The 11,737-nt window shown below is 51.7% G+C and carries 11 protein-coding genes and 1 pseudogene; 8 read left to right on the forward strand and 4 right to left on the reverse strand.

From position 1 onward, the window contains the following. Nucleotides 1-204: 204 nt before the first annotated feature. Nucleotides 205-1,410: an MFS transporter gene (locus JSY17_RS24760; RefSeq protein WP_117181054.1), complete on the reverse strand. Its 1,206-nt coding sequence runs from the start codon at nucleotides 1,408-1,410 to the stop codon at nucleotides 205-207. Nucleotides 1,411-1,521: 111 nt separating this feature from the next. Here JSY17_RS24760 and JSY17_RS24765 point away from each other — a divergent pair, with 111 nt between their 5' ends. Next, complete coding sequence (locus tag JSY17_RS24765) at nucleotides 1,522-2,430, forward strand: LysR family transcriptional regulator (RefSeq protein WP_206403268.1); 909 nt, start codon at nucleotides 1,522-1,524, stop codon at nucleotides 2,428-2,430. A gap of 64 nt (nucleotides 2,431-2,494) precedes the next feature. Here JSY17_RS24765 and JSY17_RS24770 read toward each other — a convergent pair whose 3' ends face one another. Then, a complete protein-coding gene (locus JSY17_RS24770) occupies nucleotides 2,495-3,082 on the reverse strand; it encodes a DcrB/PsbP domain-containing protein (protein ID WP_206403269.1) in 588 nt (195 codons plus the stop codon). A 78-nt stretch (nucleotides 3,083-3,160) separates the two neighbouring features. Next, entirely contained in the window at nucleotides 3,161-3,553 is a 393-nt protein-coding gene (locus tag JSY17_RS24775) for a topoisomerase DNA-binding C4 zinc finger domain-containing protein (protein ID WP_206403270.1), read from the reverse strand. Nucleotides 3,554-3,930: 377 nt separating this feature from the next. Here JSY17_RS24775 and JSY17_RS26200 point away from each other — a divergent pair. Both JSY17_RS26200 and JSY17_RS24780 read left to right on the forward strand, forming a co-directional pair. Then, nucleotides 3,931-4,200: pseudogene (locus JSY17_RS26200) on the forward strand (PAS domain-containing protein); the annotation flags it as partial. A gap of 249 nt (nucleotides 4,201-4,449) precedes the next feature. Then, nucleotides 4,450-5,484 (forward strand): methyl-accepting chemotaxis protein, encoded by a 1,035-nt coding sequence (locus JSY17_RS24780; protein WP_408636126.1) that lies wholly within the window; start codon nucleotides 4,450-4,452, stop codon nucleotides 5,482-5,484. A 195-nt stretch (nucleotides 5,485-5,679) separates the two neighbouring features. On the opposite strand, the gene JSY17_RS24785 is transcribed toward JSY17_RS24780, so the two are convergent. Continuing rightward, a complete protein-coding gene (locus JSY17_RS24785) occupies nucleotides 5,680-6,246 on the reverse strand; it encodes a BRO-N domain-containing protein (protein ID WP_206403271.1) in 567 nt (188 codons plus the stop codon). Nucleotides 6,247-6,774: 528 nt separating this feature from the next. Between JSY17_RS24785 and JSY17_RS24790 the strand changes: the two genes are divergently transcribed. The 5 genes from JSY17_RS24790 to JSY17_RS24810 all read left to right on the forward strand — a co-directional run bounded on the left by JSY17_RS24790 (nucleotide 6,775) and on the right by JSY17_RS24810 (nucleotide 11,695). Next, nucleotides 6,775-8,235 (forward strand): DNA cytosine methyltransferase, encoded by a 1,461-nt coding sequence (locus JSY17_RS24790; protein ID WP_206403272.1) that lies wholly within the window; start codon nucleotides 6,775-6,777, stop codon nucleotides 8,233-8,235. Nucleotides 8,236-8,237: 2 nt separating this feature from the next. Then, nucleotides 8,238-9,338, forward strand: a complete 1,101-nt coding sequence (locus JSY17_RS24795) for a DUF3883 domain-containing protein (protein ID WP_206403273.1) — start codon at nucleotides 8,238-8,240, stop codon at nucleotides 9,336-9,338. 5 nt (nucleotides 9,339-9,343) lie between these two features. After that, nucleotides 9,344-9,772, forward strand: a complete 429-nt coding sequence (locus JSY17_RS24800) for a very short patch repair endonuclease (protein ID WP_206403275.1) — start codon at nucleotides 9,344-9,346, stop codon at nucleotides 9,770-9,772. A gap of 109 nt (nucleotides 9,773-9,881) precedes the next feature. Continuing rightward, a complete protein-coding gene (locus JSY17_RS24805; RefSeq protein WP_206403277.1) occupies nucleotides 9,882-10,622 on the forward strand; it encodes an FRG domain-containing protein in 741 nt (246 codons plus the stop codon). Continuing rightward, nucleotides 10,619-11,695 (forward strand): DUF262 domain-containing protein, encoded by a 1,077-nt coding sequence (locus JSY17_RS24810; protein ID WP_206403278.1) that lies wholly within the window; start codon nucleotides 10,619-10,621, stop codon nucleotides 11,693-11,695. Before JSY17_RS24805 ends, JSY17_RS24810 begins: the two co-directional genes overlap by 4 nt. The last annotated feature ends 42 nt before the right edge of the window (nucleotides 11,696-11,737 follow it).

Below are 11,737 nucleotides of genomic sequence, written 5' to 3' on the forward strand. Positions count from 1 at the left end.
TTTGTGTTTTAGATTTGTTTTGGGCTTGTTCTTATTTTGTTTGTCCATCCCCTTTGGTGGTGGTGGGGGTCGGCTTGGGCGGCAACTCCCCGTGTCCCCCCCCCCCCCCCCCCCCCACGACATTAACTGCGCCGCATCAGAGGCACCACAAAACTTAACGAGGACAGAGCCAATTCATTCGCGAAAAATCCGGCCCGAAACCCGTCAGCCCTTCGCCCGACGAGCCTGCAGCAACGTCAGCCAGGCCACCGCAATGGCGAGCAGCGCGACCCCGGCTGCGACATGACCCACCGACTCCAGCCCAAGATGCTCGATGGTCGCGCCACCGATGATCGAGCCCAGCCCGATTCCGGCGTTGGCCGCCGACACATTCAAGGTGCCCGCCAGTGCCTGGGCCTGAGGTGCGGCCTTCATCACCCGGATCTGACAGATCGGAAACAGCGCCGTATGCGCGATGCCCCATACCACCAGCACCACCGCCAGCAACGGTAACGAACCGGCCATGGGCACGCTGGCACTCATGCCCAGCGCCAGCAGCAGGGCAAACGCCATGGTCGAGCCCAGCGGGCTGCGGTCGACATAACGTCCACCCAGACCATTACCGATCAAACCCACGGCACCAAAGCCCATCAGCCACCATCCGACCTGAGCCGGCGCAATGTGGGCGATACGCTCAAGCGTGTCGGCCAGATAGGTGTAAGCCGCGAACATTGCCGTGAACAGCAGGATCGACAACAGCAGGTTCATCATGAAATGCCGGTCGCGCAGGATTCTGGCCTGTTGTGCCAGCCCGACTTTCTCGGTAGGCGCCAGATGCGGCATCGACAGGGCCAGCAGCAAGGCCATCAGCCCGGAAAGCACCGTCAGCGCCCAGAACGCACCGCGCCAGCCCACGGCGTCGGCAAACACCGTTCCTAGCGGAATCCCCAGCAGCATGGCGGCGGAAATCCCCAGATACACCTGCGCCACAGCCTTGCCAGCTTTTTCGGGACCGGCCAGCAGACTGGCGGTTTCACTGGCCGTTCCCCAGAACACAGGCAGCGCCAGCGCCGGAATGAAACGCGCGACGGCCAGCACCCAGATATTGCTCGATACCGCTGCCAGGGCATTGGAGGCGGCAAAGATCAGCAGAATCGCGATGAACATGCGTTTGCGGTCCAGGTGCGAAAGCATGGCGGTCAACGGCGGGCCGAAGAGCATCACCGTGAAGGCAAACAGCGTGACCAGCAAACCGGCCACCGAGATCGAAACGCCCAGATCCCGTGCCAGTGCTGGCAACAGACCGATAATCAGAAACTCGGTGGTAACGATCACAAAGCCTGCAAGCGCCAGAATGGCAATGGACAGACCTGTGCCTGTGGAACGTGCGCCGCTGCTGGCGGCATTGGAAGCAGATTCGGAATACGACATGACACCTAACCGGAATTCAAGGAATGTGTCAGTTTATTGCGGAAAGAAATTCTTATCCTTGGTGATTTTTCGAGGCACTATTGAAAATATTTCCATAATTGGAGGCCGGGTGTGTTCTCTCCCGATCGACTCAAAGGCATCACCACCTTTGTGGCCGTTGCCAATGCAGGCAGCTTTACCGCGGCAGCCGAGCGTCTGAGCCTGACCAACTCTGCCGTCAGCAAAAGCGTGGCCCGGCTGGAGAGCCGCCTGGGCATGCGCCTGTTCGAGCGCACCACACGCAGTCTGTCGCTGACCGAAGAAGGCGCTGCCTACCATGCGGTCTGCCTGCGCATGCTGGCCGAACTGGAAGAAGCCGAAACCGCCTTGCTGGCCCAGCGCTCGGAACCGGCCGGACAGTTGCGCATCGACCTGCCAGCCTCGTTCGGGCGCTCGTATGTGCTGCCCTTGATCCTGGCGTTTGCCGGGCAGTACCCCAAACTGCGTCCGCGCATCACCTTTACCGACCGCTTCGTCGATCTGCTGGAAGAGGGTATCGACCTGACGGTCCGCATCGGTGGTCCGCAGGTCTGGCCCGCGGGCGTCGGGCATCGCTACCTGGGCACCGAACGGCTGATCTTCTGCGCGGCACCGGCCTACCTGGAGCGACGCGGCATCCCGCTCAGCGCCGAAGACCTGAGCGGGCACGACTGCATCCTGTTCGGCAGGAACGATGGCAGTACCAGTTCGTGGTTGTTTGTGGATGCCGAAGGCCAGCCGCAAAGCCGCGCCATCGAAGGCCGGATCGTGGTCGGCAATGGCGAAGCACTGGTGCTCGCCGCCGCCAGCGGCTGCGGTATCGCCCAACTGGCCACCTGGCTGATCGAAGAACAACTGCAGCGCGGCGAACTGGTGGAGATCCTCCCGCACCTCAGCACCGAAGGCCTGGCGCTGCACCTGGTCTGGCCCCGCAGCCGCGAAGCCTTGCCGAAAGTGCAGGCGTTGATCGAGCTGCTTTCGCAGGCGTTGCGGTTGAAATAGGGGCAGGGGGCAAGCCGCAAGCCGCAAGCTTTTGACTTGAAGCTTGTAGCTTGCCGCTCTCTTCTTACTCCCCCACAACCACCTTCACCATCTGCTCATGCTCCAGCGCATTCTTGGCACTGGAAATCACATTCAGAATCGCCGACCGGCTCCCGGACGCCGCCACCAGGGTGGTGCTCAACACCTTGGCGCCGCTCATGGTTGCCGAGGCATCGATCTGACGAATACCCAAACCGTTCTTCTTGACGATCGTCTTCTCGCCCAGCTCCTTGAAATCCGTATAACTGGAGCGCTGCTGAGTCAATGTCCCGGCCACCAGCCCATCGAGCACCAGACGGTCGTTGTCGCTGGCCTGCATATCCATCGGGATCGGCGTTTCCGTGACGATCAACACCCGCTTCTGCGCCTGATGGGTGTAAAGCGCGCCACTGACGCCTTGAGCAATGGCCTTCGCATCGATTTCAGGCATCTCGCCTTTCACATAACCGGGCGGCAGGGTGAACGCCAGCTTGCCGTCCAGCAACGAAGCCTTCTGACTGGCCACAGCCTGCTTCTCGGCGGCGGGTTTTGTTGCCGCCTGAGCGCTTGCGATGCCTTGGCAACCGACCAATGCAACGCACAGCGCCACGGCTTCAAGACTGAACGACTGCATTGGATGTCCTCGTTGATCAATGTCCGGAAGTTTAAAAAGTTGTTTAAAAACATACACAAAGTTAAAGGTTTTGCCTGTTCATGAGGTTCTGAATATACCCCGCATGCCCCGGCACTTTGGATAATCCTTACATCCCCAGAAGTCTCCGCCGGCATTACGCCCGCTGCGGGCTACTTTCATGATCATGGTCTTTTTACAATGCGGGCAATTGGGCGCTACAGGTTTTATGAGCGGCGTGGGAGGTGCGGCTTTTTTAACAGTTTCACGTACTGCAATAACCGGAGTCGCCGGTATTTTTTCCAGTGCTTCAAGGGGTTGCAGCGTATCGGCTGTTGCCGTCGCAGGAGATTGCGGCACGTCGCGACCCTGGCGTCCTGCCAGCCACGACATCAGGCGTCTGCCCAGCCATCCGGGCAGTTTCCCGGCAATACGAACAAGGGTTTCAAGGCGTGAAGAAGCTGGGCGTGGCATGGCGTAGCCTGTGGGCGTGCGGGGCGAACCGCTGGAATCGGGCGCTCATGGTGCAGAGATCAAGAGGCTGAAGCAAAGGTTTTCTGGCCTTTCAAATCCGTGCGCAGCACTTGTTCAATCAAAGGGAGCGGTGCAAGTAAGTGACTCTTTTGAACGCCAAAGCTTCTACTTCTGCACGCTTGAAAGGGCACTTATGAAAAAGAAAGCTCCAAGCGTTTGAAAAGGTTGAAAAACACTAATTAAAGGCTCCCTCGAGAGGGCCGATAAATATGCCAATGCGATTCCGGTTGTCACTTTGAAAGACTGTGCTAAACCTTCAAGGTACCCGGTATTTGTGAAGATTCTATCAGGGAGAGGTCTTCTAGATGCGTGTAAACATGCCTGTCACTCAGAACGAGAGAACCTTTCCCGCTTCTGAGCGTTTGATTTCCACTACCGACCTCAATAGCCACATCACGTACTGCAACGATGCCTTCGTCGCACTCAGCGGTTTCACACGTGAAGAGCTGATCGGCCAGCCGCACAACCTGGTCCGCCACCCGGACATGCCGCCTTCGGTATTCGCCCACATGTGGGAAACCATCAAGCAGGGCAAACCCTGGATGGGCGTGGTCAAGAACCGTTCCAAGCAGGGTGACTTCTACTGGGTCAGCGCCTACGTGACCGCCGTATACGAAAACGGCCGGATTGTCGGTTATGAATCGGTGCGCTCGCTTCCGACCCGCGATCAGGTACGTCGTGCCGAAGCGCTCTATGCACGGCTGCGTGCAGGCAAACCCCCGGTTTCCAAAGTGAGCAGTGCCAGGTATCACCTGCTTCGGCAACTGCCGATGGTGCTCTGTGCGCTGGCCCTGATGGTCGGCGTGTACCTGCTGGACGACAATGCATCCTTCGCCATGATCCTGGTGGTACTGGTCGCCCTGGGTGGCTACCTGGAGGTCCGTCAGCGGCGCAGCATCCAGAAAACCCTCGACGACCACCCCAAGGCCTTTACCAGCGCCCTGGTGGCCCTGACCTACAGCGACAATCGCGGCCCGCAGGCGCAACTCGACCTGGCCCTGCTCAGCGAAGAAGCCCGCCTGCAAACCGCCTTGACCCGTCTGGTGGATACCGGCGAAAACGTCAGACGCCACGCCGGGCAATCGGCGCAACTGTCGCATCAGCAGGCGCGCTCCCTCGATCAGCAACGCAGCGAAACCGACCAGTCGGCGACGGCCATCAACCAGATGGCGGCGACCATTCAGGAAGTTACCCATAACGTCCAGAGCACCGCCCATGCCGCCGAAGAGGCCGACAAACTGGCGCAACAAGGACGCAATCTGGCCGATGACAGCCTGCTGGCGATCCGGCACATGGCCAACTCGGTAACCGAAATCGGCACCGCCGTCGGAGAACTGGCCAGCGCTACGCAATCCATCGGCAGCGTTGTCGACGTGATTACCGCCATCGCCCAGCAGACCAACCTGCTGGCCCTCAACGCCGCCATCGAAGCCGCCCGTGCTGGCGAACAGGGGCGTGGTTTTGCGGTGGTCGCCGATGAAGTCCGCTCGCTGGCTTCTCGTACCCAGTCCTCGACCGAGCAGATCCAGCAAATCATCACCTCCCTGCGCGACGGTGCCGACCGCGCCGTGCAGACCGCCAGCAAGGGCGAACAGATCTCCCAGGAAAGCGTCGCCAGCGTCGAAGCCGTGCAAAAGGCCCTCGACGGCATCAGCCAGTCCGTCACCCGGATTACCGGCATGAGCCAGCAAATGGCCTCCGCCTCGGAAGAACAGACCCACGTGGCGGAAAACATCAGCCAGCAGATCACCCGCATCGCGCAACTCTGCGACCAGAGCGCCGGTCAGGCGCAACAAGGCTCGCAGATCAGCAAGGAGCTGGAAGAAATGGCCGAGTACCTGCACAGTCTGGCGGAGCGGTTCAATCGATAACCGACTGTGGGAGGCAGCTTGCTGGCGACTGGACCGCTGCCGCCCCTCCCATAACATTTAACGAGGACAGAGCGAATTTATTCGCGAAAACAATCGAACAGACGATAACCGCTATCAACTGTACCGATCACTTCGCGAATAAACTCATACCGTAATGGCAAGGCCTGACCATCAGGATCAGGGAATCAAGCCAACTCAAACCCCCGAAAAAAACCTAGCAGCCCCCTGAAACCACGACCCACCCGACCGCCCCGCAGGCTCCTCAAACCCCTGCCCGGAAACCGGCAACACCTGCGGCACATCCCGCAACCGAATCCACGGCTCGCTCTGCCAATGCAACATGCTCAACGACATGCCCGGCCATTGCAGCAGACTCAGACTCGGCATGCTCTCCACCGGCGGCACCTGCTCATCGCGCAACGCCGCGACCACCTCATTGGTCAGCCAGTGCCGCAGACTGCGATGTTCGGGATGGTAATGATGCACCAGCAATGCATACACCCCTGATTCACTGATCATCAACGCTTCTTCAGTACGACCGTGGCTCTCCAGCCACAGCGTACGGCGCTGGTCCGGGTCGAGTTTGCTGGTGGTGCGCTCGTTCAGCGGCCAGGCGATGAGCTTGCTCAGGTCACGGGCAGAGAACCAGGGTTGGGTTTCGAGGAGCAGGGCGCGGAGTTGGCGGTTGTGGCGGAGGAAGGTGGTGGGGTGGAAAGGTTCGAGGACCGGTTGCCTTCGCGATTCGTCTTGTGTGTTCTGCATCTTCATTTTTATACCTTGTGTGATTCAGCTTTCTTAGGGCAAGGCGCCGGGAGTTAAGAAACCCCACACAGAGGGCCGGACGTATTCCCCTTTCGGGTCTTGTATTAGCCCACTCCCGACATCACACATTTTTTCAGACGCGCAGCCGAAGGCCGCAGGTACAAAAAAGCCGCATATCTCGGGAGCGGTCCAGCCGCTGTGTGGGGAGCGTTTCTTAGGCGCGGCGATAGGGTAGGCATCGTTGATTCGATAGACAAGATGTGAAATTGTAGGGCGATTCTGAAATTTCTTGCTGCTAGCCTAGCCTTTTCGCTGGCTCATCGGATTCATTAGGCTTTAAACGTAAGTCCCTGAGCCACCATGCCTACGGAGCGACTGGAAGCTTAGGTAGAAAATTGACTCCTCATAGCTGAACATGAATCGCTTTTTGCCATCACCCTGTTGCCCAGATGGGAGTGGCCAATGGGTGCTGGGCAGGCGTCGATTCTATATACTCAACCGTTTTGATCCAGGCCGTTCACGATTTTTATGAGAGACATCCACAAAGAAAAAATTGCACGTATACACAGCGGCGAGGCTCCCAGGGTTCTCGATTTATTTGCTGGTTGTGGCGGCATATCTCTGGGCTTCGATCGAGCCGGGTTTAAAAATGTTGCTGCAGTTGAGTTTGATGCTCATGCAGCACGCTCACATGCGCTGAATTTTCATAAAAATCTGCCGCCAGAAGAGTTTGAAAAGCATGCACAAGCTCATGATATTACCCAGATAGAACCCCAGTCTTTTATTCATGATATGGGGTTCCCTGGGCCAGCGGACAGAGCTATTGATGTTATTGTTGGTGGGCCTCCTTGCCAAGCATTTGCGCGTGTAGGCCGAGCAAAGTTGCGAGAGGTAGCAGAGCATCCACAGGCATTTAAACAAGATCCTAGAGGAAATCTTTATCTTCGCTATCTTCATTTTGTTCGTGAGTTAAAGCCTATCGCTATTTTGATGGAAAATGTCCCTGACGTATTAAATTATGGGGGGCATAATATTGCTGAAGAGGTGTGCGAAACCCTAGATGACTTAGGGTATGATTGTGGTTATACATTGTTGAACGCAGTTTATTATGGCGTGCCCGAAATGCGGGAGCGTATGTTTCTTATTGCGTATTCAAAGGAGCTTAATAAGAAAGTCAGCTTTCCAAAACCAACTAATTGGATTGATTTGCCCCGCGGATACGATAATAGTCGTAAGGTGGCATTGAAGAATATAAATTCTGATTTATTAAGTAGTGATCATTATTTTATTCAGCCTCCAGCTGCATCTCCTGAAACCTGTGAGCCAGCAGTAACAGCACACTCTGCTTTGTGTGATTTGCCAAAAATCACTAAGCATTTGGAGGAGGGGGTAAAGAAGGGCGCGAGAAGCCCTAGAGAGGAAAGCTTCTATCCTGCTGATGCGCCCAACTCGAAGTACTCTGAACTCATGCGCAACTGGCCTGGATTTGAAAGTCATGGAGTTGTGTATGGGCATGTGACTCGCTCTTTACCACGTGATTATCCAATTTTTGCGCGTATGAATCCTGGGGATCAGTATCCGGAAGCGTTCAATCATGCTGTAGACCTTTTTAATGAGGCTCTTGCAAAAAAACGCATTATGGGAGAAATACTCGAAGAGGGGAGTGAGCAGTACAAAGAGCTTTATAAGTTGTATGTTCCTCCCTATGATCCAACTAAATTTCCAAATAAATGGCGTAAAATGGAGGCGGATAAACCAGCCCGTACATTGATGGCTCATTTAGGAAAAGATGGCTATTCTCATATTCATTATGATAGTTTTCAAGCTCGAACTATATCTGTTCGTGAGGCTGCGCGTCTCCAGTCCTTTCCAGATGGATTCACATTTTCAGGAAGTATGAATCCTGCATTCAAGCAGGTAGGTAACGCTGTACCTCCTCTACTGTCATTCGCTTTAGCAAGTGAAATTATGCGGAATATTAAGGAATAAATATGAGCAAGATTGCGATCAAGCGTTTGACGAAGTCTGATCTTACCTTGTTTTCTTGGCATTTCAAGGAAATGAATTCTGGAAATCAAAAGTCAATCAATTTAAATGCTAATGTTTTTATTGATAAGCTTTATCCTGATTTGCCGAACATTTCAGCTCAAAAAGGAAAGACATCTTTTTTGGTAGATCTTAGCATTTACGGTCCTGGGGCTGCTCCCAAACACTCTTTGGCGCGTAAAATTGTAAAAGGGGCAGCTTATAAAAACTGGCGACTAAATGGAGAGTTTATCGGTAATCCAATAGATGCGCCTGATCGATATAATAGATTGCGAGAGGGTGACTATGGGATTCTCATCTTTGGTGGAGAGCCTGTATTTGATGAGCTAAAGTTAATATTGGTTTCTTCACATCATCAGGAAGATTTTGAATTTCACTCTTCTATCACAGTCGCTATGAATGGCGAATCAATGAAGGCTTTCAATCTGACTGAATTGGAAGCGCTTGTTAATGTTTCCGATATTGATGCTACTCATGCCGCTCGCGTGATGGATATTGATGGGGCGTTTGAAGATGCATCTCAAGGTGGTATTTCTGGCGTTCAAGCACTACAAAGGTGGAGTGCGAAGAGAAAAATCTCCAAAGATGATTTGAGGCGGGCACGTGACAGAGCGGACTCTACTGGCGCAATAGGAGAAGAGTTTGTTGACTATTATCTAGGATGTCAGCTATCTAGTGGAATGATTGAGGGGTATAAATGGGCTTCTAATGAAAATGCCATTGAAGCTTATGACTTTGTTATTAATGAGTCCGTTTACATAGATGTGAAAGCGACTTCTGGATCTTTTAATCAAAAACTGCATGTTTCAATTAATGAACTTTTGCACATGCGAGATTTGGATGAGTACAGGTTGTATAGGATTTATGCAATCGATGGTAAGAGCGCTAAGTTACGAATTTCTGCACCGTTAAACTTGTTTGCAAAAAGCGTATTGGATCGATTAGACCCTGTTTTGGATGGTGTGCGTGTAGATACTGTCTCTGTATCTCCGGAGACGATCTCGTTTGGGCCAGAAATTAATGTTGAGATTTTTTCTCTGGGTTAATCAGTATGGATGTTCTGAGCCCTGAGCAACGCCGGAGATGTATGCAAAGTATAAAGGGGCGTAATACACGCCCTGAAATTGCTATTCGCTCTATTTGTCATCGATTAGGTTATCGTTTTCGAATTTCTCAAAAAAACTTGCCGGGTACTCCTGATCTTGTTTTTGCACGTCTGAACATATGCATCTTTGTTCATGGGTGTTTTTGGCATCGACATGAAGGTTGTAAATATGCGTATACACCTAAAACAAGACCTGATTTCTGGACTAAAAAATTTCAGAAAAATCGCGAACGGGACGCTCGTGTTGAAAGCGAGCTTTCATCATATGGGTGGACTGTGGTGATAGTCTGGGAGTGTGAGCTTCGGGACAAAGAAAGTTTAGTTAACCGGCTGCAGAAGGTGCTCGGTGCTAATGATTGTAATTCTTGTGATTAGTAACTCTTTAATTTTCTGCTAGTGGGGCGTATAAAAGGTAGACAGAGTGATGGCGAAATAGTAGCTTGTATGTGGGCTCACATACAACAGAAGGGAGGCGCTCACAGCCATGAGAGAGATCACGTCAGTACAATCATTGCTCGAAGCGCTAAATGAAGATAATGATGGTTATAAGGGAGCAATATGGTACAGGGGGCAGGCTAATCTTGATTGGCCGTTGCTGCCAGGCTATGTCAGATTGAAAAGTCCTCCTTCGGAAGCCACTCTTTTAAAAAGATTCAAACAAAGTGCAGCAATGCTAATCGAACGACACCCCGGAGAGTCGTTTGATTGGCTTTTTCTTATGCAGCACTACGGTGTTCCTACTAGATTGCTTGATTGGAGTGAAAGTCCATTGGTTGGGCTGTATTTTGCAGTGGAGGGTCATGAAACCCGCGAAAACTGCGATGCTGCTCTTTGGCTACTCCGACCATCAGAGCTCAATAAGCATGCCCATATAAATAATAAAGATGAGGATGGATATATTCCATCCTTTGATGATCAAGAACTTGAAAACTATTCAGTAGATAGCTTAGCTCAGAATAAACGGATTCAGTTGTTGCCGGTTGCAACTATTGCCACTCGAAATAATGCTCGAATACAAGCTCAGTTGGGTGTATTTACTATACATCATCATGAAAATATCCCTATAGAAAAAGTGGGGGATTCGTCGCATGTTATTCAGTATAAAATTCCCAAAGAGGCAAAGCCACTCATACTTAAGCAGTTGGAAATGTTGGGGTTTGGGCGATTCCAAATGTTTCCAGAATTGGCCAGTGTGGGGTTGATTATCAAGGAGGGGGTGCAATGAGCTTTATTGAAACGTTTTCTTTGAAAAATACTACTATCATGTTTTTATATTCTGAAAAGGACCAAATACAACTTGACCCGCATTATCAACGAATGGGGGGCGTATGGACGCTGGAGAAAAAACAGCTACTTATAGATTCTATTTTAAATGATTATGATGTGCCCAAACTCTATTTTCATGAGTTTTCAAGAGAGCAAAAGTCTGCTACGGGTTATGGGTATGCGGTAGTTGATGGGCGTCAAAGGCTGCAAACTATTTGGGATTTTATTGATGGCGATTTTTCGATTTCAGAAGATTTTGAATATCAAAGAGACCCTTCAATTCATTTGGCTAATCTAACTTATGAGGATGTAGCTAAAGAGTTTCCCAAGATACGTATTGCATTTGATTCTTTTGTTCTACCAGTTGTAGGTCTTAGCACGGATGATGAAGACTTAATCGAGGATATGTTCTCCAGGCTTAATGAGGCTGCTCCTTTAAATGCGGCTGAAAAGAGAAATGCAATAGGTGGGGACTTAGTAGCAGCGATTAGGGAACTTGCCACATCAGACATTTTTGTTAGAAGGGTTCGTTTCAATAATAATCGTTACAAGCATCGTGAAGTAGCTGTTCGTATGTTGCTAGTAGAAGAAAGTTTAAGGGATGGCGGTCGTTTAATTGATACTAAGAAAGTTTATTTAGACGCTTTTGCTCGGCAGTATCATAGTGCCCACACATTGCATGTAAATGAGCTGAAAAAGGCTGCAATGAGCGTAGTGAATGCTATGTCTCAAGTTTTTATGGAAAAAGATGAGCTTCTTCAAGCTCAAGGCAATATGGTTGTTTATTATCTGGTTTTTAGAGCTGCTATAAAAATGGGGGAAGTCGATAAAATTACTCGACGTAAGCTCCTGGATTTCCGTGAAAAAATTAAAGAGAATAGAGTTAAAGCTGCTGTGGATTATGCTGGTTCATCATATGAGTTGTTAGAGTATGACAGGCTTTCTCAGCAGGGAACGAACGATTCATCAAATATAAAAGAGCGTTTTGGAATTCTTGCACGGGAACTAGGGCTTAGTAATATTGAGATTTGATGCAAGGTTGTGTGGCAGGCAGCAGAGGTGTTTTTGTTGCTA

The sequence above is a fragment of the Pseudomonas capsici genome, assembly GCF_017165765.1.
Lineage (GTDB): Bacteria > Pseudomonadota > Gammaproteobacteria > Pseudomonadales > Pseudomonadaceae > Aquipseudomonas > Aquipseudomonas capsici.

Coding starts and splice junctions, on each gene's coding strand:
- JSY17_RS24760 (WP_117181054.1), bottom strand. CDS start 1,410: ATGTCGTATTCCGAATCTGCTTCCAATGCCGCCAGCAGCGGCGCACGT.
- JSY17_RS24770 (WP_206403269.1), bottom strand. CDS start 3,082: ATGCAGTCGTTCAGTCTTGAAGCCGTGGCGCTGTGCGTTGCATTGGTC.
- JSY17_RS24775 (WP_206403270.1), bottom strand. CDS start 3,553: ATGCCACGCCCAGCTTCTTCACGCCTTGAAACCCTTGTTCGTATTGCC.
- JSY17_RS24780 (WP_408636126.1), top strand. CDS start 4,450: ATGATCCTGGTGGTACTGGTCGCCCTGGGTGGCTACCTGGAGGTCCGT.
- JSY17_RS24785 (WP_206403271.1), bottom strand. CDS start 6,246: ATGCAGAACACACAAGACGAATCGCGAAGGCAACCGGTCCTCGAACCT.
- JSY17_RS24790 (WP_206403272.1), top strand. CDS start 6,775: ATGAGAGACATCCACAAAGAAAAAATTGCACGTATACACAGCGGCGAG.
- JSY17_RS24795 (WP_206403273.1), top strand. CDS start 8,238: ATGAGCAAGATTGCGATCAAGCGTTTGACGAAGTCTGATCTTACCTTG.
- JSY17_RS24800 (WP_206403275.1), top strand. CDS start 9,344: ATGGATGTTCTGAGCCCTGAGCAACGCCGGAGATGTATGCAAAGTATA.
- JSY17_RS24805 (WP_206403277.1), top strand. CDS start 9,882: ATGAGAGAGATCACGTCAGTACAATCATTGCTCGAAGCGCTAAATGAA.
- JSY17_RS24810 (WP_206403278.1), top strand. CDS start 10,619: ATGAGCTTTATTGAAACGTTTTCTTTGAAAAATACTACTATCATGTTT.